Source organism: Trinickia sp. LjRoot230 (assembly GCF_964253315.1).
Lineage (GTDB): Bacteria > Pseudomonadota > Gammaproteobacteria > Burkholderiales > Burkholderiaceae > Trinickia.
The window spans coordinates 1,235,113-1,259,616 of record NZ_CAXUQX020000001.1 but is presented as its reverse complement, the minus strand read 5'-3'; the positions used below and the strand labels follow the sequence as shown (position 1 = coordinate 1,259,616).

The window sequence follows — 24,504 nt, the reverse complement described above, 5'->3', positions numbered from 1 at the left end:
GCGCGTAGCGGACGCTCACTTCAATCGTCCGTATAGACGACTCGATAGCGGATGCCAACCTTCTCCCACTCCGCCGCCTCCTGAATCAGGCTGTAATCGGTCAATGGGTTGTTCGCGACCCACTGATTCGGCAGGCGCACCTCATAGCCACTGCCCGTCTTGGCGACTCGAATGCCGGGCAACCCCACGTCCGTACGTCGACGGCATAACAGCGCCGCGAGCCGCAAGCAAAAGAGCAGCGGCCATTCGACATCGCGCGCCTGCGATAACTTGCCGAGCTTGCCTGCATGGCCGAGCACAAGCGCGGCAAGCCGGGCCTGATCGGTACGTGAAAACCCCGGCATGTCGGCATTGCTCGCGATATAGGACGAATGCTTGTGATATGCGCTATGCGAAATCGACAGCCCGATCTCGTGCAGCGCGGCCGCCCAGCCGAGGAACATGCGGTCTTCATCGGCACGCTCGCGATCGGGCTCGCCGAGCTGATCGTAAAACGCCGTCCCGAGTTCGCGGATACGGTCGGCCTGCGCACGGTCGACGCCATAGCGGCGCGTGAACCCTTCGACCGTCACCGCGCGCATATCCTGATGCTGTGTGCGGCCAAGCAGGTCATACAGCACGCCCAGTCGCAGCGCACCGTCGGTTGTGTCGACATAATCGATGCCAAGCTCTTCGAACACGGCCAGCATGATCGACAGCCCGCCCGCGAGCACCGGCACGCGGTCCCCCTTCAATGCGATCAGCTTGAGCCGGTTGACATTCTCAGCCTTGATGAGCGCGCGCTTGAGCCGCTCGAGCCCGGTTCGCGAAATGCCGTGCGAAACGCCGGGGTCGTTGAACCCGTTCGCTTCGACGAGTTCGGCAAGCGCGCGCGCCGTTCCCGATGACCCGATTGCCTGGTCCCAACCGGCTTGCTTGTATTCGCGCGAAATGATTTGAATTTCACGCTTCGCCGCCAACTCGGCCTGCCGCATCGTGTATTCGTCGACGTTGCCCGCGGGAAAGAACTGACGGCTGTGGCTCACGCAGCCGATGTAAAGGCTCTCCATCACGAGCGGCGTGTAATGCGTGCCGATGATGAATTCGGTCGAGCCGCCGCCGATATCGACAACCAGCCGCTTGCCCGCTATCGCCGGCACCGAGTGCGCCGCGCCCGCGTAAATGAGTCGCGCCTCCTCGCGCCCGGCGATGACCTCGATCGGAAAGCCAAGTGCATGCTCGGCTTCAACCAGGAATTCTCCCGCGTTCTTGGCGATGCGCAGCGTGTTCGTCGCGACCGCGCGCACGTGTTCGGGGTGGAAGTCGCGCAGCCGTTCGCCAAAGCGCTTCAACGCGTTCCAGCCGCGCTCTTGCGAGGCGCGATCGAGCAGCTTGTCGGCGGATAACCCAGCCGCCAACCGCACAGGTTCGCGAAGCGCGTCGACTTGATAAATCTGACTGCCGGCGGGGGTTTCCTCGACGCGGCCGACAATCAGCCGGAAGCTGTTCGAACCTAGATCGACGGAGGCGAGCAAATGCGGGGAACTGAGCATGGGCGAAATCGATTCCATTCGCGTGGAGGCCTTGCCTCGCCGGTTGGGCATAGCCGGGGACGCCGAGCGGTTTAAAGTCGTCATTTTACGCACATAGCGTAGGGGCCTCGGTTCAGCCGGTTACGGGAGCGGCCGTTCGTCATCTTGCACTGCGTCGCGTCGATCTGTGTCAGTCTGTCTCAAATTAGACCAAAAACCCGTAGAATTCATGACAGTACTTCCGTCTTTTTAATCGCAGCGACACAGAATTGTGAGAATTTCCGAGCGACCGTTTCTATCTGCGTCTGACCCTTCACATTCCTCTCTTCCGATGTCGGTGCGTTATCCCCTGCTCAATCGCGAACTCGGCATCCTGGGTTTCAACGAGCGCGTGCTCGCTCAAGCCGCAGACCCTTCGATGCCGCTGCTCGAGCGTCTGCGTTTTATCTGCATCACCAGCAGCAACCTCGATGAGTTCTTCGAGGTTCGCATGGCGGGACTGCAAGAGCAGATGCGCGACAACCCCGGCTCGCTCGCACCCGACGGCATGTCATTGCAGCACGTCTATACGCTCGTCGTCGAGCGCGCGCAAAAGCTCGTGCATCGTCAATATCAGATGCTGCACGAGACCGTGCTGCCCGCGCTCGAACAGGAAGGCATCTACTTTCACAGCAGCGAGGCCTGGAGCGACGCGCAGACGCAATGGGCGCGCCGCTATTTCAACGACGAACTGGTGCCCGTACTCACGCCGATCGGCCTCGACCCGGCTCATCCGTTTCCGCGTGTACTCAACAAGAGCTTGAACTTCGTCGTCGAGCTCGAAGGCAAGGACGCGTTCGGCCGCCAAGCCGTCATGGGAATCGTGCAAGCCCCGCGGGCGCTGCCGCGTCTCGTGCGGATGCCGCAAGAACTGTCCGGCTTCGCCCACGGCTTTGTGCTGCTGAGTTCGTTCATGCAGCGCTTTGTCACCGAACTGTTTCCGAACCTCGTCGTACGCAGTTGCAATCAATTTCGGATTACCCGTAACAGCGAGCTCTTCGTCGACGAGGACGAAATCACGAATCTGCGCGTCGCGTTGCAAGGCGAGCTGCCCGCGCGCCATCTCGGCAACGCCGTGCGCCTCGAAGTCTCGGCCGATACGCCCGCGCATCTCGTGCAGCGCCTGCTCGACGAAAGCGAGCTCAACGAAAAGGACTGCTACCGTGTAGACGGCCCAGTCAATCTCGTGCGCCTGATGCAACTGCCGGAGTTAGTCGACAGGCCCGATCTCAAGTTCGTACCGCACCTGCCGGTCACGCCCGGGCGCCTTGCCAACACCACCAATTTTTTCGAAACGATCGATCAGGGCGATGTCTTGCTGCATCACCCCTACGAGAGCTTCCAGCCCGTGCTCGAATTGCTGTTGCAGGCCGCGCAAGATCCGAATGTGATGGCGATCAAGCAGACCATCTACCGCACCGGCACCGATTCGCCGCTGATGGATGCGCTGATGCAAGCCGCCTGCAACGGCAAGGAAGTCACCGTCGTCGTCGAGCTACTGGCGCGGTTCGACGAAGAAACGAACATCAACTGGGCCGCGCAACTCGAGGCAGTGGGTGCGCATGTGGTCTATGGCGTCGTGGGCCACAAATGCCACGCAAAGATGATGCTGATCGTGCGGCGCGTGACGGAAAACGGCAAGTCGGTGCTCAAGCGCTACGCGCACCTTGGCACCGGCAATTATCATCCGCGTACCGCACGGCTTTATAGCGACTTCGGGCTCATGACATCCGACCAGATGGTATGCGAAGACGTGCATCACGTGTTTCAGCAACTGACGGGCATCGGCGGCGAACTCAAGCTGCACGAGCTCTGGCAATCGCCGTTCACGCTGCACCCGAACCTCGTCACGGCCATTCGTGCCGAGGCGCAACAGGCGCGCGCGGGCAAGAGAGCGCGCATCGTCGCGAAGATGAACGCGTTACTCGAGCCGACGGTGATTGCCGAGCTTTACGAAGCTTCGCAAGCGGGCGTCAAGGTCGATTTGATCGTGCGCGGCGTGTGCTCGCTGCAACCGGGCGTACCGGGCCTGTCCGAAAACATCACCGTGCGTTCGATCGTCGGACGCTTTCTCGAACATCACCGCATCTTTTACTTTTTCTCGAATGGCGACGAGAAAGTCTATTTGTCGAGCGCCGACTGGATGGACCGCAACTTCTTCCGACGCGTCGAAGTCGCCTTTCCAATCAAGGATCGCCGCCTCAAGCGGCGCGTCATCAGGGAAGGGCTGTCCGCCTTTCTCGGCGACAATCAATCAGCGTGGGTCATGCAAAGCGACGGCCATTACCGCCGCTCGCGGCCTGGCAAGACTTCGCGCAACGCACAGGTCAACTTGCTCGCGAAGTTCGGCTGCCAGCGCTAGCAGCAACGGTAAATCAACAGACAAACCAGCCAAAAATCAGGCGTGCACGGCCTGATGCCTTGCCGTACGTTGCACGGCAAAGCGAACCGTGAACGTACTGCCGCGCCCTTCTTCGCTCTTCACTTCGAGCACGGCATCATGCCGCTGCAGCACATGTTTGACGATGGCGAGGCCCAACCCCGTCCCGCCCGTGTCGCGCGAGCGGCTACGATCGACGCGATAAAAGCGCTCCGTCAGCCGCGGAATATCGGTGGCCGGAATGCCAAAACCGGTATCGGTAACCGCGAACACCGCGGCACCGGCGAACTGACGCCATTGCACGGTGATCGACCCACCCTCGGGCGTGTAGTGAATCGCATTCGTCACCAAGTTACCGAGTGCGCTGACAATCTCCGTTTTGACACCGGTGACGGTCAAGCCCTCGTCGAGGTCGAATGTGATTTGATGATGTCCGCCCGAAAGCGTCGTTGCGTCGTCGCGCAATTGGCGCAGCACCGCGTGCATGTCGATCGGCTGATCGCTGGGCGGCGTCGCATCGCCTTCGAGCTTCGCGAGCACCAGCAGATCATCGACGATATTGCGCATGCGCGACGCCTGCTGCTCCATTAGATCGAGATAACGCGCGCGCTCGGTTTCGCCAAGCGGCAATTCGCGCATCGTTTCGAGAAAACCGGAGAGCACCGTCAGCGGCGTTTTCAATTCATGTGAAACATTGGCGACGAAATCGCGCCGCATCGAATCGGTGCGTTCGAGTTCGGTGATATCAGCCGACAACACGAGCTTGCGATTTTCGCCGTACGGAAAGACCTGCACCGACAGCACATTCTGGCGCTTTTCGCCCATGCCGCGCATGATGAGCATTTCGTCGTACTGATGCGAATTCAAATAGCGCACGAATGCGGGATGCCGCACGAGATGGGTGATGTGCTGGCGCAGATCGCGCTTGGCGTCGAGGCCGAAGTGTTCTTCGGCGATGGCATTGCACCACTCGATTTGATCGTGATCGTCGAGCATCGCGACGCCGTTCGGCGACGCCTGGATCGCCTGAATGAAACGCGAGTGCTGCTGCTCGACTTGACGCACCTGCGCGTGCCAACGCTTGGCAAGCTTGTGCAACCGGTAGTAGATCTCGCCCCAGACACCCGGCGCGCTCGGCACCTGGCCGTACACCGGTGCATCGAGCAGCCGCCACAGCCGTTCAGTGTGGTACGTGCTGAAAAGCCCCTGCGCGACGAGCGCGATCAGCGCAAACGCCATTGCCGCCTTCACGCCGGCAACCGCGCCGATGCCAACGCTGGCAATCGCCAATAGCGCGAACGCCACGACCCAGCGCGCCCAGATGATATTCATGCCGCTCACAAACCCCAGGGGCGATAAAGAAAACGTCGGCGAACGGACTTAGGCGCTCTTTGCGAGCCGATAGCCGCTGCCACGGACCGTTTCGATCATAGCATCGCAGCCGGCCGGCTTGAGCGCGGCACGCAGGCGCTTGATATGCACATCGACGGTGCGCTCCTCGACGAATACATGATCGCCCCACACCTGATCGAGCAACTGCGTGCGACTGTGCACACGCTCCGGATGCGTCATGAAAAAGTGCAGCAGCCGGAATTCGGTGGGGCCGAGGTCGAGCTTGATTTCGCTGCCCGCCGCGTGCGCTGCAACGCGATGGGTGGCCGGATCGAGCTTCAAGCCGTTGATGGCAACGACGTCTTCGGTCAGCTGCGGCGCGCGACGGCGCAACACAGCCTTGATGCGCGCCATCAGTTCCTTCGGCGAGAACGGCTTGGTGACGTAGTCGTCCGCGCCGATCTCGAGACCGAGCACCTTGTCCTGCTCGTCGGAACGCGCGGTCAACATGATGATCGGGATGTGCTTCGTGCGTTCGTTGTTGCGCAGATCGCGCGCGAACGCGATACCCGATTTGCCCGGCAGCATCCAGTCGAGCAAGACCAGATCTGGCAGCACGTCGCTGATCAGCGACTGAGCCTGCTCCGCGTTGTAAGCGCGAATCGGGCAATGGCCCGCGTGCTGCAGATTGATCGAGATCAGCTCGGAAATTGCGGGCTCATCTTCGATGATGAGAATGCTGCTCGGCATTGCCACCTCTTGATCCGATTAACTAAGCGCTTCGCGTTCGAGCGCGTCGCGCGACTTATGCCGTACGTCCGTGCCCTTCACGATGTAAATGATGAATTCCGCGATGTTCTTCGCATGATCGCCAATGCGCTCGATCGCCTTGGCGATAAAAAGATACTCGAGGCCCGCTGAGATCGTGCGTGGGTCTTCCATCATGTACGTCACGAGCTTGCGCACGAATGCACGGAACTCTTCGTCGATGGCCTTATCGTCACGCACGATTTGCGCCGCTGCAACGGTATCGAGCCGCGCGAACGCGTCTAGCGCACGGCGCAGGATCGTCACGGCCATGTCGCCCGAGAGCTTGATCTCCGCAATGTTGACGGTGCGCGATGCACCGTCTTCCGTCAGCCGCTTCACGCGCTTCGCAATTTTCTCGGCTTCGTCGCCGGCACGTTCGAGGTTCGTGATCGTCTTCGTAATGGCAAGCAGCAAGCGCAAATCGCGTGCAGCCGGCTGGCGGCGCGCGATGATGTTGCTGCACTCCTCGTCGATCACGACTTCCATCGTGTTGACCGTCTCTTCGGCGGCGATGACCTGATCGGCGATCTGCGTGTCGAACGCATTGAGCGCCTGCATCGCGCGCGTGATCTGCGCCTCGACGAGGCCGCCCATTTCCAACACCTTGGACGACACCAGATTGAGATCGGCGTCGAACTGGCTGGACAAGTGCTTATCGGACATATCGGGCTCCTCTCGATTCATCAGCCGAAACGGCCGGTGATGTAGTCCTCGGTTTCTTTGCGGACCGGCTTGATAAAAATCTTCTCGGTGTCGCCGAATTCAATCAGCTCACCGAGATACATATACCCCGTGTAATCGGAGCAACGCGCCGCTTGCTGCATGTTGTGCGTCACGATGACGACCGTATAGTCATTTTTGAGCTCGGCAATCAGCTCTTCCACGCGCCCCGTCGAAATCGGATCGAGTGCCGAGCATGGCTCGTCGAGCAGCAGCACTTCAGGACGAATGGCGATGCCGCGCGCAATGCAAAGGCGCTGCTGCTGGCCACCCGACAAACCGTAGCCGCTTTGCCCGAGCTTGTCCTTCACCTCGTTCCACAGCGCCGCTTTGGTGAGCGCCCATTCGACACGATCGTCCATCTCTGAGCGCGAGAGTGTCTCGAACATTTTTACGCCGAACGCGATGTTGTCATAAATCGACATCGGAAACGGCGTCGGCTTTTGAAACACCATGCCGACCCGCGCACGCAACAGCGAGATATCGCGCTTGCTCGTGAGCAGATTCTCGCCGTCCATCACGATTTCGCCCTCGGCCCGCTGCTCGGGATAAAGCGCAAACATCTTGTTGAACGTGCGCAAGAGCGTCGACTTACCGCAACCCGACGGGCCGATGAACGCCGTCACCTTGCCTTCGGGAATCTGCATGTTCACGTTCTTGAGCGCGTGATACTTGCCGTAGAAGAAGTTCAGGTTCTTCACTTCGATCTTCGGCCGTGCCGGCGAAAGCGGTGCGTCGGCCGGCGCGGGATCGAAGCCGGCCGGCGCCGCCGGCCGTTCGATGGGGTTCAGATGACTCTCTGCCATATTCATAGGTGCGCTCCGCCGTTACTTCTTGCCGAACATCGCACGCGCGAGGATATTCAATCCGAGCACGCCCAGCGTAATCAGGAATACACCGGCCCACGCGAGCGACTGCCATTGCGGGAACGGACTCATTGCGAATTTGAAAATCGTAAACGGCAGGTTAGCGATCGGCTGCCCCATATCGACCGAGAAAAACTGGTTCGACAAAGCCGTAAAGAGCAACGGTGCCGTTTCACCCGCCACGCGAGCGACCGCGAGCAATATCCCCGTCATCACGCCGGCAATCGACGCCTTGAGCGTCACGGACATGATCATGCGCCATTTGGGCACGCCCAGCGCAAATGCGGCTTCGCGCAACGCGTTGGGTACGAGCCGCAGCATGTTCTCGGTCGTACGTATGACGATCGGAATTTCGAGCAGCGCGAGCGCAATTGCGCCGGCCCAGCCGGAAAACCGACCCATCTTCGCAACGACGAGCGCATAGACGAACAGCCCGACGACGATCGACGGCGCGGAAAGCAAGATGTCGTTGATGAATCGCGTCGTACGCGCGAGCCACCCCTGCTGGCCATACTCGGCGAGGTAGACGCCCGCGAGCACGCCGATCGGCGCACCAACCGCCGTGGCGATTCCCACCAGCATCAAGCTGCCGACGATCGCATTGGCAAGGCCGCCGCCGTCGGTATTGGGCGGCGGGGTCGATTGCGTAAAGAGCTGCAGCGACAAACCACCGACACCGAGGCTCAACGTCGTATAGAGAATCCAGACTAGCCAGAGCAGGCCAAACGCCATCGCCGCGAGCGATAGCGTGAGTGCGAGCGCGTTGACGCGACGGCGGCGACGCTGCAGACGGCCGCGCGTCGCTTGCAAGACCTCGGGGCTCGCCGAGCCCGGCACGTGTAGAGCGGGTCGGGTCATTTAGCCCCCTCGCCTTTTTCAAGGCGCAGCAGCATGAATTTGGACACTGCCAGCACCACGAATGTGATGACAAACAGAATGAGACCGAGCTCCATCAGCGCGGCGGTGTGCAGGCCAGGCGTCGCTTCGGCAAATTCGTTCGCGAGCGCCGAGGTAATGCTGTTGCCAGGGGCGAACAGCGAGACACCCGAGAACAAGTTCGTATTACCGATGACGAAGGTGACAGCCATCGTCTCGCCGAGCGCACGACCGAGTCCGAGCATCACGCCGCCGATCACACCGCTTTTGGTGAACGGCAGCACGATCTTCCACATGACTTCCCAGGTCGTGCAGCCCACGCCGTAGGCCGATTCCTTCAGCAGGACCGGCGTCACTTCGAAGACATCGCGCATCACCGAGGCGATGTACGGAATGATCATGACGGCCAGGATGACGCCCGCGCAGAGAATGCCGATACCGATCGCGGGGCCTTGAAAGAGCGCGCCGACGAACGGGACCGAACCCAACAGTTCGCCGACCGGATGCTGGAAGTAGCGCGCGAAAATCGGCGCGAAAACGAGCAGGCCCCACATGCCATAGACGATCGATGGAATGGCCGCGAGCAATTCGATGGCGATGCCAAGCGGGCGGCGCAGCCAGGCCGGAGACAGCTCCGTCAGAAAGAGCGCGATGCCGAAGCTCACCGGCACGGCGATGACGAGCGCGACGATCGACGTGACCACGGTGCCATAGATGGGCACGAGTGCGCCGAACTTATCGTTGGGTGGGTCCCAATCGACCGTCCATAGAAAGCTCGCGCCGAACTTGCTGATGGTCGGCAGCGATGCGACGATCAGCGAAACAATGATGCCGCCGAGCAGCATCAACGTGACAATCGCGGCAACGCGCGCGAGGTTGCCAAAAATGATGTCGCCGAGGCGGCTTGGCGGACGTTGCGTGTCGCTGCCGGGCAGTGACGATACGACGTTGATGTCGGACATGTGAGCCTAATCCTTTACCGCGTGTTTCGCTGCGCGGCCGGTAGCGTCGTCCGGCCCGGGCGGTGTGCCGCCCGGGCCGAACATCCGTGCGAGTCCGCTTATTTGGGCCGACGCGGCTTACTCGGCTGAATCAGCTTACTCGGCCAGTGCCTTACCCGTTGCGTCCTTCACCTTCGACTTCCACTGCGTACGGATTTCGGAAACGACCGAGTCCGGCAGCGAAATGTAGTCGAGATCGTTCGCGGCTTGCGTGCCGTTCTTGAATGCCCAGTCGAAGAACTTGAGCGTTTCCTTGCCCTGCTCCGGCTTGTCTTGCGCCGTGTGCACCAGCACGAACGTCGCACCGACGACCGGCCACGCATCCTTGCCCGGCTCATTCGTCAGGATTTGATAGAACGACTTATTCCACTCTGCACCCGCGGCCGCGGCCTTGAACGTTTCCGTGCGCGGCTCGACCACTGCACCGGCGCTGTTCTTGATAGCAGCGTAGGTCATATGGTTTTGCTTCGCATAGGCCCATTCGACGTAGCCGATCGCGCCCGGCAAACGCTGCACGAACGCCGCGACACCGTCGTTGCCCTTGCCACCCGTACCGGTCGGCCAATTGACCGTCGTGCCTTCGCCAACCTTCGTCTTCCAAGCCGAGTTGACCTTCGACAAATAATTGGTCCAGATGAACGAGGTGCCCGAGCCGTCCGCGCGGCGCACGACAGCGATGTCCGTGTCGGGCAGCTTCAGCTTCGGATTGAGCGCGACGATCTTCGGATCGTTCCACTTCTTGATGTTGGCGAGATAGATGTCGCCAAGCACTTCGCCCGACAGCACGAGTTCGCCCGATTTGATGCCCGGCACGTTCACGACCGGCACGATGCCACCGACAACGGTCGGAAATTGGAACAGGCCATTCTTCGTCAGATCGTCATCCTTCAACGGCGCGTCGGAACCGGCGAAATCGACCGTCTTCGCGATGATCTGCTTGATACCGCCGGACGAGCCGATGCCCTGATAATTGACCTTGCTGCCGCTGGCCTTCTGATAGGCGTCGGCCCATTTGGTGTAGATGGGTGCGGCGAACGTGCTGCCCGCGCCAGTGATGTCAGCGGCTTGCGCGGAGATCGCGAAAAACGCCGCGGCCATGCCAGCGAACGCAGTCTGCATCAATTTCATGGAAAATCCCCCAGTGTTGGTCGTGTGGTTGCGACATCGGGAGATTAGGGCGTTACTGTGACAGTAATGTGACGAGAGAGCCAAGGTGTGCGCTTCACATATACGTGCCTTGCGAGACGAAATCGTCGATTTACCAGAGGATAGATGTTTTTATCAGGGTGTTGAGCGACGTTATGATCGTCATCAATGTGACAGAAAAGCGGCAATAAATACAAGGAAGTAGCGCGCCCGCGCGACGTTTTTCCCGGTCCGTGGCGATAGTCATGGCCACGGCGGCAGCCGCTCGGACGCTGAGCGCTTGCCCGATCACGCGGTCTGTTCTTGCGCCACCCTCGCAATATCTTGAGCACAGCCCGCGGCCATGCCCGGCTCGCGCGCTTCGACCATCACGCGCAGCACCGGCTCCGTGCCGGAAGCACGGATCAGCACGCGCCCGTCACCGCCCAGCTTGCGCTCGGCACTAGCCACTGCTTCACGCAGCGCGCCGTTTTCTTTCCAATCCGCGCCGGGCCGCATGCGCACGTTGATCAATTGCTGCGGGAACAACGTCACGCTCTCGAGATGCTCGGCGAGCGTGCGGCCACTGCGCTTGATCGCCGCCAACACGAGCAGCGCGGAAACGATGCCGTCACCCGTGGTATGCCGGTCGAGCGACAAAATGTGCCCGGAACCCTCGGCACCGAGCTGCCAGCCACGCTCGCGCAGTTGTTCGAGCACGTACCGATCGCCAACTGCCGCGCGCACGAATTGCACGCCCTCGCGGGCCAACGCCACTTCCACCGCCATATTCGTCATCAACGTGCCCACAGCCCCGGGCACGCTCCCCTCGGTGGCGATGCGATCTTTGACGAGCACATAGAGCAACTCATCGCCGTTATAAAGGCGCCCTGCCGCGTCGACGATCTGCAAACGGTCCGCGTCGCCATCGAGCGCAATACCGAGGTCGGCGCGATTGGCGCTGACCGCGCGCACGAGCGCAGCGGGCGCAGTCGCCCCGACGCCGTCGTTGATGTTAAAGCCGTTCGGCGCAACACCGAGCGGGATGACCTCGGCGCCGAGTTCGTGAAAGACGTGCGGCGCGATATGGTAGGCGGCGCCGTGCGCGCAGTCGACCACGAGTTTGAGCCCGTGCAGGTCGAAGGCAGCTGGAAACGTGCTCTTGCAAAATTCGATGTAGCGTCCCGCTGCATCGTCGAGCCGCCGTGCCTTGCCAAGGCGCTCCGATGGTGCGCAGCTAAGCGGTTCGTCGAGCTGCCGTTCGATCGACAATTCGACCTCGTCGGGCAGCTTGTTGCCGTCCGCGCTGAAAAACTTGATGCCGTTGTCGTAATACGGATTGTGCGACGCGCTGATCACCACACCAGCAGCCAATCGTAGCGCGCGCGTGAGGTAGGCCACCCCGGGCGTCGGCATCGGCCCCGCCAGCATGACGTCCACACCCGCAGCCGAAAAACCCGCCTCGAGCGCCGCTTCGAGCATATAGCCCGACACGCGCGTGTCCTTGCCAATCAGCACCGTAGGCCGCGAACCGGGCTTCGCCCATCGATCAGCGCCTGCCAGCACCTTGCCGGCCGCGTAGCCGAGCCGCAGTACGAAGTCTGGCGTGACGGGCGTCTCGCCCACCTTTCCGCGCACGCCATCGGTACCGAAATAACGACGTCCCATCGTGTTCTTCCCCCTGTCTTTTAATAAGTTGATCGATCTGTAGCGCGCCCCGACGCGTCACGCACCGCCGCCCACACCTTCATCGCATCGACGGTCTCGGCGACGTCATGCACACGGACGATCGCCGCGCCGCGCTGCGCCGCGCATACCGCGCCGGCGACGCTCGCCGCCACACGCGCAGCCGGCGTGGCGCGCCCCGTCACCTTGCCCAACATTCCCTTGCGCGACATGCCCGCGAGAATCGGAAACGATTCAATGCCGGGCGCCACACGCGGCGCAATATCGGCCAAGTGCGCCAGTAGCGCGTAATTGTGCTCGAGCGTTGATTTTCCGAAGCCAAAACCGGGATCGACGCTGATGCGCGCCTTCACAATGCCCGCTTGCATCAGTGCATCGACACGCCCGGTCAGGAACGTGCGCACGTCGGCCACTACGTCTTGATACTCAGGCACGCTCTGCTGCATTGTCTGTGGCTCACCATGCATATGCATCACGCACAGCCCGCATGCGCTCGCACGCACGGCCTCGATCGCCCCCTCGCGACGAAAGCCCCAGACGTCATTGATCAGATCGGCCCCCGCTGCCAGCGCCGCACGCATCACCTCCGGCTTGTACGTATCGACCGAAAGTGGCACGCCCACGTCGCGCAATGCCTCCACAATCGGTATGACGCGCGCGAGTTCTTCTTCGACCGGAACGGGCGGCGCGCCGGGGCGTGTCGATTCGCCGCCGATGTCGATGATGTCGACGCCGTCGCGCAGCATCTGCTCTGCCTGCCGCAACGCATCGTCGCGCGACACAAAGCGGCCGCCATCCGAGAACGAATCAGGGGTGACATTGAGGATGCCCATCACGCGCGGACGATCGAATGTCAGCGTAAAGCGGCCGCATTGCAGCGGTTCAGGCAGAGCTCGAGGAAGGATTGCGAACACAGGTGGGCCGTTTAATGAGAAATGGGCCGGTGCGCGTACCGCACCGGCCCATTATGCGTTGCTTGCCGCGCGTTAAGCGGGCGCGGTGGCGCTGCCCGGCTTCACCTCAGCGCCTGGGCTGCCGTTGCTGCCCGACGATGTATCAGCCGGCGATACGCTCTTCGGCGAGCGCGGCGGACGGCCAGCCATGATGTCGTTGATCTGGTCGGCGTCGATCGTCTCCCACTCCATCAGCGCAGCCGTCACGGCTTCGACCTTGTCGCGGTTTTCTTCGAGCAGGCGACGTGCAAGCTTGTACTGATCGTCGAGCACCCGGCGAATTTCGGCGTCGACCTTTTGCTGCGTGGCCTCCGAAATGGCACGCGTGAAGCCGCGGCCGAACGGCGACGCTTCGTTTTCGTCGTCGGCGTAGACCATCGGGCCGAGCGCATCGGTCATGCCGAAGCGAGTCACCATCGCGCGCGCGGTTTGCGTTGCCTTGTTGAAGTCGTCAGATGCGCCGGTGCTGATCAGATTGAGGAAAAGCTCTTCGGCAACGCGCCCGCCAAAGAGGATGGTCAAGCGATCGAGCAGGTAATCCTTCGAGTACGTTTCATTGTCGTGCTCGGGCAATTGCCAGGTCACGCCAAGCGCGCGCCCGCGCGGAATGATCGTGACCTTGTGCACCGGGTCGGCCTTCGGCAACAGCTTCGCGACAACCGCATGGCCTGCCTCGTGATAGGCCGTGGCACGCTTCGCTTCTTCGCGAATGACAGCCGACTTGCGCTCCGGCCCCATGAAGATCTTGTCTTTTGCATCTTCGAAGTCCTGCATTTCGACGATGCGTTTGCCGCGACGCGCCGCGAAGAGCGCCGCTTCGTTGACGAGGTTCGCGAGATCGGCGCCCGAAAAGCCCGGCGTGCCACGCGCGATCACGGCCGCATCGACGTCGTTCGAAATCGGCACCTTGCGCAGATGCACCTTCATGATCTGTTCGCGACCGCGGATATCCGGCAGGCCGACATAGACTTGACGATCGAAACGGCCGGGGCGCAGCAGCGCCTTGTCGAGCACGTCGGAACGGTTCGTTGCTGCAATGACGATGACGCCAGAGTTCGCTTCGAAGCCGTCCATTTCAACGAGCATCTGATTGAGCGTTTGCTCACGTTCGTCGTTACCGCCGCCCATCCCGGCGCCGCGATGGCGACCGACCGCATCGATTTCATCGATGAACACGATACAAGGAGCGTGTTTTTTCGCCTGCTCGAACATGTCGCGCACGCGCGCTGCACCCACGCCGACGAACATTTCGACGAAGTCCGAACCCGAGATACTGAAGAAGGGCACCTTCGCTTCGCCCGCAATGGCGCGCGCAAGCAGCGTCTTACCGGTTCCCGGCGGGCCCACGAGCAGCACCCCACGCGGAATGCGACCGCCGAGCTTTTGGAATTTCTGCGGATCCCGCAGGAAGTCGACGAGCTCGGAGACTTCTTCCTTCGCTTCGTCGCAGCCGGCGACGTCGGTGAAATTGATCGCGTTGTTGTTCTCGTCGATCAGACGCGCACGCGACTTGCCGAACGAGAAAGCGCCGCCTTTACCGCCGCCTTGCATCTGTCTCATCATATAAAACCAGAAGCCGATGATCAGAATGGTCGGCCCCAGGTAGTACAAAGCAGAAACAAGCGCGCTCGGCTCCTCGTCAGCCTTGCCGCTGACCTGGACGCCGTACTTCATCAAGTCGCCGACCATCCAGATGTCGCCCGGCGACACGATCTGATATTTTTGACCGTCTGCAGGAGTGACCGTGAGATTGCGCCCTTGAACGACGACACTCTTGACTTTGCCGTCCTTCGCGTCCGTCATGAACTGCGAATACGAGACACCTTCCTGGACGCGGGGCTTGTCGAACTGCTTGAACACCGTAAACAGCACCAGTGCGATAACCAACCACACTGCCGCCTTCGAAAACATATTGTTGTTCAAAGCACCACTCCTTCACTCATAGACGGGCGCCTACATTTTCCTTGCGGCGCCACAAAAGCATTCTAATCCAGTCCGTAGACCCCTGCCATAGCGTTTAGTTACCGCAAAAATAGCCTTTTTTGATTCGTCAAGGCATCTTTTTGCGTGTCGCATCACGCACCGGCCGCTTCCAGGGGCCGACGGTTTCACCCTGGATGTTTCAAAAACTTGCCCAGGATGAACGTTTCGGACGATTTATCGCGCGATGCTTTCGGCTTGCGCGCGGCCACCGTTTTGAACTGGCGCTTGAATTTTTCGACGATCTGACTGTAGCCGCTGCCGTGAAAGCACTTGACGAGCAACGCGCCCTCCGGTTTCAGGTGATTTTGCGAGAATTCGAGCGCGAGATCGCAAACATGCTCGATCCGCGCCGCATCGGCTGCGGCCACGCCTGACAGATTGGGCGCCATATCCGAGATTACAAGGTCCACGCGGCGCCCACCCACCATTTCTTCCAATTGCGCCAAGACAGTGTCCTCGCGAAAGTCGCCCTGGATGAAATGCACGTCGGCGATGGGTTCCATCGGCAACAGATCGAGCGCAATGATCGTTCCGTCGATGCCGCCCGCGTGCGTCGCATCGCGGCGCGCGCCCTGTGCGAGCTTGTTGCGCACGTATTGGCTCCAGCTGCCAGGCGCCGAGCCCAGATCGACGATGACTTGCCCTGGGCGGATCAGCTTATCCTGCTCGTCGATTTCCTTGAGCTTATAGGCGGCACGGGCGCGGTAACCCTCTCGCTGCGCCAGCTTGACGTAAGGATCGTTGATGTGGTCGTGCAGCCACGAGTGACTAAAGCGGTTTTTTGCCATCGAAAGGTGAACGGTTGCTGCGTCGCGCCGCAATTTTGGCGGATAATACGCGTTTTGCTGGTGCGGCTGCCGGCATTGCATGACAAGCAAGGCCCGGCCGCCACATTCTAGTCGAGTTGTACTTCCTACCGTCCTACCCCTCCTACTTTTATGCCCGCCCTCAAAGTCTCTCCCGCCCAACGCGCCGAGCTGCGCACTCAGGCTCATGCGCTCAAACCGGTCGTGCTGATCGGGGCCGAAGGGCTGACCGAGGCCGTGCTGGCCGAAATCAAAGTCCATCTGAACGCGCACCAGCTGATCAAAATCCGCGTTTTCGGCGACGAGCGGGAAGAACGCGCAGCCATCTACGCCCGCATTTGCGACGAACTCAACGCCGGCCCGATCCAGCAGATCGGAAAATTACTCGTTATCTGGAAACCGCAACCCGCGCGGCCGGTGCCGAGTACCCCGGCAAACCGCGCAAAGGCCACCGCCACCAAGACCGGTAGCGGCCGCCGTACCGCACTGCCGAGCGCGCGTGAAGCCTCGAGCGAAAGATCGTCGCCCGGCGAAAAATCGTCGCGCGGCGCGGCACCTCGCCTCGTCAAGGTCGTCAAGCAACCTGACGACCCGAAACGTCGCCCGAAGGCGCAAACGGTGGTGGTGCGAGGCAACGAGCGCGTCACGGCCGGCGGCACGATCAAGCGCGCGAAAAAACGCCAGACGAGCGCGAAACGGCAGCATCAATCGACAAAGTAAGCACCGGTTCAGGCGCGTGTGCCGTGCACCGCGCCTGCCGCTGCATCAACACCCGCAGCCGGCAACTTCCACACGAGCGCAATGCCGAGCAGGCTTTCGATCAAATAGAAGGCACTCGACACACCATGCAGCAGGCCAAAGCGCGCTGCGTAGGCGGAGTGCCCGACATCGGCGCCCGTCTCGAGCGCCGCTGTGCGCATCGCATCCATGAACGGTGCCAGCGCGAAATAGCCCAGCAGCACGCTCACGAGCATGCCGGCCAGCAGCCATCGGAGTGACCGGTATGCCAACGCGCCACGCCGCACCAACAAATTGCCGAGCGCCAACGACAATACGCCACACAGCACACCGATCACCGCCTCGATGCGAAAAAGTTTGGCCGCCACCGCACCTGCCGCAACGCGGTCCAATGTGGTAAACAATGTTGGCGCGACCACATAGCCGATCGTCAGCAGACTGCCCACCCAGATAACGGTCAGCAGCCTGAAAATACGATGGGGAGCGAGTGACACGTTCGTACGTCCGTCAGACGTAGCGCACAGCGATGACTTCGTACTCGCGCACGCCGCTCGGCGCCTGCACGGCCGCGACATCGCCTTCCAATTTGCCGATCAGCGCGCGGGCAATCGGCGAGCTGACCGAGATCAGACCGTGATCGATATCGGCTTCGTCGTCACCGACGATCTGGTAGGTCACGATATCGCCAGAATTGAGATCCTCGAGCTGAACCGTCGCGGCAAATACGATGCGGCCATCGGCGTCGAGTGCCGCCGGATCGATGATTTGCGCCGCGGCAAGCTTCGACTCGATATCGGCGATGCGCCCTTCAATAAAACCTTGCTTCTCTTTAGCAGCGTCGTACTCGGCGTTTTCCGACAAGTCGCCCTGTGCACGCGCCTCGGCGATCGAGTTGATGACCGCCGGCCGCTCGATGGACTTCAACCGCTGCAACTCGTCGCGCAATTTGTCCGCGCCCCGCTTCGTCAATGGAATGGTGCTCATAGGCAGATCAGTTAAGCAAAAAAAGACGGCAATAAAAAAGCACCGCGGTTAAGTGCATCCCGTCAGGCGCTTGTGGCCACCGGAGGGGACGCCGCTTAACCGCGGCATCTGGGGTCGGACTCGACCCCGCTCTAATCTTCGAAGAGCTAGTTTAGGCGAGCATGTAGCCCTTGTAAATCATAGACTTCCAGGTTCTTCAGGTACCGTAGCCCTTCTACGGCAGCACGCGCGCCCGACATCGTCGTGTAGTAGGTGACCTTGTTCGCCTGCGCGCTCATGCGGATCGAGCGCGAATCGGCGATCGCAGCGCGGGTTTCGTCGACGGTCGTGAACACGAGCGCGATTTCCCCGTTCTTGATCATGTCGACGATGTGCGGACGACCATCCTTGACCTTGTTGACGACCTTGACCGGCACACCCGCCGAGGCGATCGCGGCGGCGGTGCCCTTCGTCGCGATGATCGGGTAGCCAAGCTCGTGCAACATATGCGCTACCTCGACCGCTTTCGCCTTGTCCGCGTCCATCACGGTAATGAGCACCGTGCCCGACTCGGGCAACCTTGAACCGGCAGCCAACTGCGATTTGAAAAGCGCTTCGCCGAACGTCTCGCCCACGCCCATGACTTCGCCCGTGGAACGCATCTCGGGCCCAAGCACCGGGTCGACGGCCGGAAACTTCACGAAGGGGAACACCGCTTCCTTCACGCTGAAATACGGTGGATGGACCTCGCTCGTCACGCCTTGCTGTTCGAGCGTTTGCCCGACCATCGCGCGCGCGGCGATTTTGGCGAGCGCGAGACCGGTCGCCTTCGAAACATACGGCACCGTGCGGGATGCGCGCGGGTTGACTTCCAGCACGTAGATCACGTCTTTCACGGTGCCGTCGTCTTGCCGAATCTGCTGAATGGCGAACTGCACATTCATCAGGCCGACCACGTTGAGCGCACGCGCCATCGCACTGGTCTGACGCTTGAGTTCCGCCACGGTTTCCGTCGACAGCGAATACGGCGGCAACGAACAGGCCGAATCGCCCGAGTGCACCCCTGCCTGCTCGATATGCTCCATGACCCCGCCGATGAACACGGCCTTGCCATCGGAAATGCAATCGACATCGCATTCGATCGCATCGTTCAGAAAGCGATCGAGCAGCACCGGCGAATCGTTCGACACTTTCACGGCCTCGCGCATGTAGCGTTCGAGATCGCGCGGCTCATGCACGATTTCCATCGCGCGGCCGCCCAGCACATATGACGGCCTAACCACGAGCGGATAGCCGATTTCGGCAGCAAGCGTCAGCGCATCGGCTTCAGTGCGCGCGGTGCGGTTGGGCGGCTGGCGCAGCTGCAGATCTTGCAGCAGCTTTTGGAAACGCTCGCGGTCTTCCGCGGCGTCGATCATGTCCGGCGATGTGCCGATAATCGGCACGCCGTTCGCTTCGAGATCAAGCGCAAGCTTGAGCGGCGTCTGGCCGCCGTACTGCACGATCACGCCGAGCGGCTTTTCCTTGTCGACGATCTCGAGCACGTCTTCCAGCGTCAACGGCTCGAAGTAAAGCCGGTCGGACGTGTCGTAATCGGTCGATACCGTTTCGGGGTTGCAGTTGACCATGATCGTTTCATAGCCGTCTTCGCGCATCGCCAACGCCGCGTGCACGCAGCAATAATCGAACTCGATACCCTGTCCGATGCGGTTCGGCCCGCCGCCCAGCACCATGATCTTCCGGTTCGACGTAGGCTGCGCTTCGCACTCGTCTTCATACGTCGAGTACATGTAGGCCGTATTCGTGGCGAATTCCGCAGCGCAAGTGTCGACGCGCTTATAGACGGGCCGCACGTTCAGTTCGATCCGGCGCGCACGTACGTCTGCCGGCTTCGCGCCGACGAGCTTCGCAATCCGCCGATCGGAAAAGCCGCATCGCTTCACATAACGGAGTTCGTCCTTCGACAGGCTCGCAAGCGTTCGGCCGGCCAGCGCTTTTTCCTTGGCGATGATGTCTTCGATCTGCGCGAGAAACCAGGGGTCAATCGACGTTTCCTCGAACACTTCTTCGATCGACATGCCCATCCGGAACGCATCTCCTACATACCAAATGCGATCGGGGCCAGGCTCGCCGATTTCGCGCACGATTTCGTCGTGATTGGTCGTCTTTTCATCGAGCCCATCGACACCGACTTCAAGCCCGCGCAGCGCTTTTTGGAACGACTCCTGGAACGTGCGGCCGATTGCCATCACCTCGCCGACCGATTTCATTTGCGTGGTCAGACGTGAATCGGCTTCGCGGAATTTCTCGAAGGCGAAACGCGGGATTTTTGTGACGACGTAGTCGATCGTCGGCTCGAACGAGGCCGGCGTCTGGCCGCCGGTGATTTCGTTCCTGAGTTCGTCAAGCGTGTAGCCGACGGCCAGCTTCGCCGCGACCTTGGCAATCGGAAAACCGGTTGCCTTCGACGCAAGCGCCGACGAGCGCGAGACGCGCGGGTTCATCTCGATGACGATGACGCGTCCGTCCGTCGGATTGATCGCGAACTGCACGTTCGAGCCGCCCGTGTCGACGCCAATTTCACGCAGCACCGCGAGCGACGCGTTGCGCAGAATCTGATATTCCTTGTCGGTCAGCGTCTGCGCCGGGGCCACCGTGATCGAATCGCCGGTGTGAACGCCCATCGGATCAAGGTTCTCGATCGAGCAAACGATGATGCAATTGTCAGCGCGATCGCGCACGACTTCCATCTCATACTCTTTCCAGCCCAGCAGCGACTCTTCGATCAACAGCTCGCGCGTGGGCGACAGGTCGAGCCCGCGCCGGCAGATTTCTTCGAAGTCCTGGCGATTGTAGGCAATGCCGCCGCCCGAACCGCCCAGCGTGAACGACGGACGAATCACGACGGGATAGCCGCCGCCGCCTGTCAGCGCGGCGATCTCGGCTTGCACCTTGAGCGCCTCGTCAAGCGAATGCGCGACACCCGACTTCGCCGAGCCGAGCCCGATCTTCGTCATCGCGTCCTTGAACTTCTGGCGGTCCTCGGCCTTGTCGATGGCTTCCGGCGATGCGCCGATCAGCTCGACGTCGTACTTGGCCAGCACGCCGTGATGGAAAAGATCCAGCGCGCAGTTGAGCGCCGTTTGCCCGCCCATCGTGGGCAGGATGGCGTCGGGGCGTTCTTTGGCGATGATGCGCTCGACCACCTCCCAGGTGATCGGCTCGATGTAGGTCACGTCCGCCGTGTTCGGGTCGGTCATGATGGTGGCCGGGTTGCTGTTCACGAGGATGACCTTGTAGCCTTCCTCGCGCAGCGCCTTGCAAGCCTGCGCGCCCGAGTAATCGAACTCGCACGCCTGGCCGATGATGATCGGCCCCGCGCCGATGATGAGTATGCTGTTGATGTCTGTCCGCTTGGGCATAACGCTCTCGCTAGTGTATTGCTCGGTTCTTTTATGTGCGAATCACGCGGCTGCGTTGGCGCGCTTGGCGTCCATCAACGCAGTGAAGCGGTCGAACAGATAGCCGATGTCATGGGGCCCGGGCGACGCTTCCGGGTGCCCCTGGAAGCAGAACGCCGGCTTGTCCGTCAGCTCGAAGCCTTGCAGCGTGCCGTCGAACAGCGACACGTGGGTCACGCGCGCGTTGGAGGGCAGCGTATCGGCATCGACGGCGAACCCATGGTTCTGCGACGTGATGACGACGCGGCCCGTGGCCAGATCCTTCACCGGGTGGTTCGCACCGTGGTGCCCCGTTTTCATCTTCACCGTCTTCGCGCCGACGGCAAGACCCATGATCTGTTGACCCAGGCAAATGCCGAAGGTCGGCACACCGCGCTCGATGAATGCTTTCGTCGCGGTGATCGCGTAATCGCACGGCTCCGGATCGCCCGGGCCATTCGAGAGAAAGACACCGTCGGGGTTCAGCGCCAGCGCGTCGGCTGCGCTCGCTTGCGCCGGCAGCACCGTCACATGGCAGCCCCGTTCGGCCAGCATGCGCAGGATGTTGTACTTCACGCCGTAATCGAACGCGACGACGCGGTACCGTGGTGAACGCTGCGAGCCGAAACCGGCGCCGAGGCGCCATTCGGTCTGCGTCCACTCGTACGGCTTCGCGGTGGACACAACCTTCGCGAGATCCATGCCGGCCAAGCCGGGAAATGAGCGTGCAAGTTCGACCGCATGCGCTTCGTCGGTGCTTCCGGCAAGGATGCAGCCGTTTTGCGCGCCCTTGTCGCGCAAGATGCGCGTGAGCTGGCGCGTATCGATGCCGGCAATGGCCACCACGCCTTCGTCGCGCAGATAGTCAGCCAGCGTGTGCTGCATGCGGAAGTTCGACGCGCGCAGCGGCAAATCGCGGATGATCAGGCCAGCGGCATGGACCTTCGTCGATTCGACGTCCTCACCATTGACGCCGACATTGCCGATATGCGGATAAGTGAGCGTGACGATCTGGCGTGCATAGCTCGGATCGGTCAGGATTTCCTGATAGCCGGTGATGGCTGTATTGAACACCACCTCGCCGATCGTATGACCGGCTGCGCCGATCGCATGACCGCGAAAGACCGTGCCGTCAGCGAGTGCGAGCAGAGCAGGAGGAAAAGACGGCAGCACGGGAAGCTCCTTGGGAACACCCTGTTGCCGACCTGTTATCCGCCCGGAGGCTGTCGCCGCGGCCGCCTATTGCGGCCGGCGCGACGCTCGACATTTCCGTTGCGCAGACACGCTGCGCAGAAAGCTTGGCAGCACGTGCCACGGCGCTCGGTGCCCAGCAGAACCTGGCGTTGCCACGGGCGCGCCATGGTGCATTGAGCGGCGGATGAACGGGATGGGAAAGGTAAGCGCTAGGGTGCGGGTTGAATAGTGCAAACTTTCGAATTATAGCGTGAAAGCCCCTTCCCTACAACGGACAGACAGCTTCGCAGACACCGACCGGCGGGCAACCGGGCCCAAGCGAGTCGATGCTACAACTCTCGTTGCGGGCCGCGCGGTTTGGTGTTTATTGCTTGCGGCGGTGGCTGTCGTTATTGCTTATTGCTGCTTGGTTTGATCGCGGGTGGATGCGACGGTCGTGCTCTGACGGTTTTGCGCGGGCTTGACGGTCTGCTTCGCGCCCTTTTTGGCGACCTTCGTCGAGGCGACCGTTTTTTGAGCCGACTTGCTTGCCGCTACGTTGGCGACCTTTGTCCGCCGCGCGCCCTTCGTATGCGATTTGGGGCTGATGTCCGCCGCCTTCGCGTCGATTTTCTCGGCGCGCGCGTCAGCCGGAATCGTCGTCGCGATTCTTTGCGGCCCCGGCTCCGCGGGCATCTCCTTTCCCACTGGAACGTGCAGGACGATGACCTGACCAGGCGCCACCGCATTGCGCCTCGTCTTGTTCCAAGCCTTCAGCTGTGCCACCGATACGTGATAGCGCGCCGCGAGCGAGCCCATCGATTGCGTGCGTCGCACGCGAATCAGCATCTTGCGCGTATCGGGAACGTCGGGCTCCATCGCGAGCACGGCGCTTTCGGCCACGTCGGCGCTGATATCCTCGTCGTCGTTGTCGTCGCGCGGCACGAGCAGCGTCGAGCCCGGCTTCAAACGCATACCGGCAGGAATCTTGTTGACCGCCATCAGCGTATCGGCGTCCACGCCGATCTTCTCGGCGAGCGCTGCGGGGCGCGCACGTTCCTTGACTGTATAGGTCGTCCAGGAGGACAACTGGCCATCGAACGATTTGAGATTGCGCTCGAATGCGCTCGCGTTATCGAACGGCAGCAGGATCTGCGGCTGCGTCGCGCCGAGAATGACCGGTTTCTTGAACGACGGATTGAGCGAGCGGAATTCGTCAGCCGACATGTTGGCCAGCTTGGCCGCCATCTCGACATCGATGTCATGAGAGGTCGTTACCGTCACGAAGTACGGGTGATTCGGAATCGTGGGCAGCGCCAGACCATACACCTGCGGATTGACGACGATATTCTTGACCGCCTGCAGCTTTGGCACGTAGTTGCGCGTTTCGTTCGGCATGCGCAGGCTCTGATAGTCGGTCGGCAGACCGGCCGCCTGATTGCGGGCGATCGCCCGCTGCACGTTGCCCTCGCCCCAGTTATACGCGGCGAGCGCGAGATACCAGTCGCCGAACATATCGTGCAGGCGCGACAAATAATCGAGCGCGGCTCCGGTGGAGGCAAGCACGTCGCGTCGCTCGTCCTGCCACATGTTCTGCTTGAGGTTGTAAGTGCGCCCGGTGCCAGGCACGAACTGCCACATTCCGGCGGCCTTAGCGACCGACAGCGCTTGCGGGTTGAAGGCCGATTCGACGAACGGCAACAGCGCGAGTTCGGTCGGCATATGTCGCGACTCGAGTTCCTCGACGATGTAATAAAGGTATTTTTGCGAGCGGTCCGTCATGCGCTGGACGTAATCCGGGCGTTGCGCGTACCAGCTCACCTGCATATCGACCAAATCGCCTTGCAGATCGGGGATTTGAAAGCCGCGGCGAATGCGGCCCCATAAGTCGGTATCGGCGCTCGTCAATTGCTCGACCGAGCTTTTATCGACATCGATCGTTTGCTTGGCGGTGACGGTGCGCAGGGAATCGGCGGCGGCTTGCTGGGTGGAAGCGTCGGTGGTGCTGTTGCTGCTCGCTGTTGGCGGCGCGTTGCTCGCACAAGCTGCGAGCGCCAAAACCAATAGCGCACTAAGGAAAAATCGCATGAACGTCTCGGCTT

General features: G+C 61.3%; 19 protein-coding genes. 2 read left to right on the top strand and 17 right to left on the bottom strand.

Going from position 1 to position 24,504, the window contains the following annotated elements; genetic code table 11:
• Positions 1-20: 20 nt before the first annotated feature.
• On the bottom strand, positions 21-1,583 hold the full coding sequence (gene ppx / locus ACSQ20_RS05950; RefSeq protein ID WP_436018246.1) for an exopolyphosphatase: 1,563 nt from the start codon (positions 1,581-1,583) through the stop codon (positions 21-23).
• A gap of 259 nt (positions 1,584-1,842) precedes the next feature.
• Here ppx and ppk1 point away from each other — a divergent pair, with 259 nt between their 5' ends.
• Complete coding sequence (gene ppk1 / locus ACSQ20_RS05945; protein ID WP_436018245.1) at positions 1,843-3,912, top strand: polyphosphate kinase 1; 2,070 nt, start codon at positions 1,843-1,845, stop codon at positions 3,910-3,912.
• Positions 3,913-3,948: 36 nt separating this feature from the next.
• On the opposite strand, the gene phoR is transcribed toward ppk1, so the two are convergent.
• From phoR to ACSQ20_RS05890, 11 genes are all read right to left on the bottom strand, one after another.
• On the bottom strand, positions 3,949-5,262 hold the full coding sequence (gene phoR, locus ACSQ20_RS05940; RefSeq protein WP_436018244.1) for a phosphate regulon sensor histidine kinase PhoR: 1,314 nt from the start codon (positions 5,260-5,262) through the stop codon (positions 3,949-3,951).
• A 48-nt stretch (positions 5,263-5,310) separates the two neighbouring features.
• Positions 5,311-6,012, bottom strand: a complete 702-nt coding sequence (gene phoB / locus ACSQ20_RS05935) for a phosphate regulon transcriptional regulator PhoB (RefSeq protein ID WP_436018243.1) — start codon at positions 6,010-6,012, stop codon at positions 5,311-5,313.
• Positions 6,013-6,030: 18 nt separating this feature from the next.
• On the bottom strand, positions 6,031-6,735 hold the full coding sequence (gene phoU / locus ACSQ20_RS05930; protein ID WP_436018242.1) for a phosphate signaling complex protein PhoU: 705 nt from the start codon (positions 6,733-6,735) through the stop codon (positions 6,031-6,033).
• Positions 6,736-6,755: 20 nt separating this feature from the next.
• Positions 6,756-7,604 (bottom strand): phosphate ABC transporter ATP-binding protein PstB, encoded by an 849-nt coding sequence (gene pstB / locus ACSQ20_RS05925; protein WP_436018241.1) that lies wholly within the window; start codon positions 7,602-7,604, stop codon positions 6,756-6,758.
• Positions 7,605-7,619: 15 nt separating this feature from the next.
• Positions 7,620-8,516: a phosphate ABC transporter permease PstA gene (pstA, locus tag ACSQ20_RS05920; RefSeq protein ID WP_436018240.1), complete on the bottom strand. Its 897-nt coding sequence runs from the start codon at positions 8,514-8,516 to the stop codon at positions 7,620-7,622.
• Positions 8,513-9,496: a phosphate ABC transporter permease PstC gene (gene pstC / locus ACSQ20_RS05915; RefSeq protein WP_436018239.1), complete on the bottom strand. Its 984-nt coding sequence runs from the start codon at positions 9,494-9,496 to the stop codon at positions 8,513-8,515. The genes pstA and pstC overlap by 4 nt, the downstream gene beginning before the upstream one ends.
• 135 nt (positions 9,497-9,631) lie before the next feature.
• The gene (pstS, locus tag ACSQ20_RS05910) at positions 9,632-10,663 is read right to left on the bottom strand and encodes a phosphate ABC transporter substrate-binding protein PstS (RefSeq protein ID WP_436018238.1); all 1,032 of its coding nucleotides are present in this window, start codon (positions 10,661-10,663) and stop codon (positions 9,632-9,634) included.
• 306 nt (positions 10,664-10,969) lie between these two features.
• Positions 10,970-12,328, bottom strand: coding sequence for a phosphoglucosamine mutase (glmM, locus tag ACSQ20_RS05905; protein WP_436018237.1), 1,359 nt, complete (start codon positions 12,326-12,328; stop codon positions 10,970-10,972).
• A gap of 20 nt (positions 12,329-12,348) precedes the next feature.
• On the bottom strand, positions 12,349-13,260 hold the full coding sequence (folP, locus tag ACSQ20_RS05900) for a dihydropteroate synthase (RefSeq protein WP_436018236.1): 912 nt from the start codon (positions 13,258-13,260) through the stop codon (positions 12,349-12,351).
• Positions 13,261-13,332: 72 nt separating this feature from the next.
• Complete coding sequence (gene ftsH, locus ACSQ20_RS05895) at positions 13,333-15,222, bottom strand: ATP-dependent zinc metalloprotease FtsH (RefSeq protein WP_436018235.1); 1,890 nt, start codon at positions 15,220-15,222, stop codon at positions 13,333-13,335.
• A gap of 185 nt (positions 15,223-15,407) precedes the next feature.
• The gene (locus tag ACSQ20_RS05890) at positions 15,408-16,070 is read right to left on the bottom strand and encodes an RlmE family RNA methyltransferase (RefSeq protein WP_436018234.1); all 663 of its coding nucleotides are present in this window, start codon (positions 16,068-16,070) and stop codon (positions 15,408-15,410) included.
• Positions 16,071-16,220: 150 nt separating this feature from the next.
• On the opposite strand from ACSQ20_RS05890, the gene ACSQ20_RS05885 reads away from it, so the two are divergent.
• Positions 16,221-16,808, top strand: coding sequence for a YhbY family RNA-binding protein (locus tag ACSQ20_RS05885; protein WP_436018233.1), 588 nt, complete (start codon positions 16,221-16,223; stop codon positions 16,806-16,808).
• An 8-nt stretch (positions 16,809-16,816) separates the two neighbouring features.
• Here the strand turns inward: ACSQ20_RS05885 and ACSQ20_RS05880 are convergent, their stop codons facing one another.
• From ACSQ20_RS05880 to ACSQ20_RS05860, 5 genes are all read right to left on the bottom strand, one after another.
• Positions 16,817-17,320 (bottom strand): DUF4149 domain-containing protein, encoded by a 504-nt coding sequence (locus ACSQ20_RS05880; protein ID WP_436018232.1) that lies wholly within the window; start codon positions 17,318-17,320, stop codon positions 16,817-16,819.
• Positions 17,321-17,333: 13 nt separating this feature from the next.
• Positions 17,334-17,810 carry a transcription elongation factor GreA gene (greA, locus tag ACSQ20_RS05875; protein WP_436018231.1) on the bottom strand — a complete coding sequence of 159 codons (477 nt, stop codon included), beginning with the start codon at positions 17,808-17,810 and terminating at the stop codon, positions 17,334-17,336.
• Between the two features lie 146 nt (positions 17,811-17,956).
• Entirely contained in the window at positions 17,957-21,211 is a 3,255-nt protein-coding gene (gene carB, locus ACSQ20_RS05870) for a carbamoyl-phosphate synthase large subunit (RefSeq protein WP_436018230.1), read from the bottom strand.
• A 42-nt stretch (positions 21,212-21,253) separates the two neighbouring features.
• Complete coding sequence (carA, locus tag ACSQ20_RS05865; RefSeq protein ID WP_436018229.1) at positions 21,254-22,402, bottom strand: glutamine-hydrolyzing carbamoyl-phosphate synthase small subunit; 1,149 nt, start codon at positions 22,400-22,402, stop codon at positions 21,254-21,256.
• 417 nt (positions 22,403-22,819) lie between these two features.
• Complete coding sequence (locus ACSQ20_RS05860; RefSeq protein ID WP_436018228.1) at positions 22,820-24,490, bottom strand: transglycosylase SLT domain-containing protein; 1,671 nt, start codon at positions 24,488-24,490, stop codon at positions 22,820-22,822.
• Positions 24,491-24,504 lie beyond the last annotated feature (14 nt).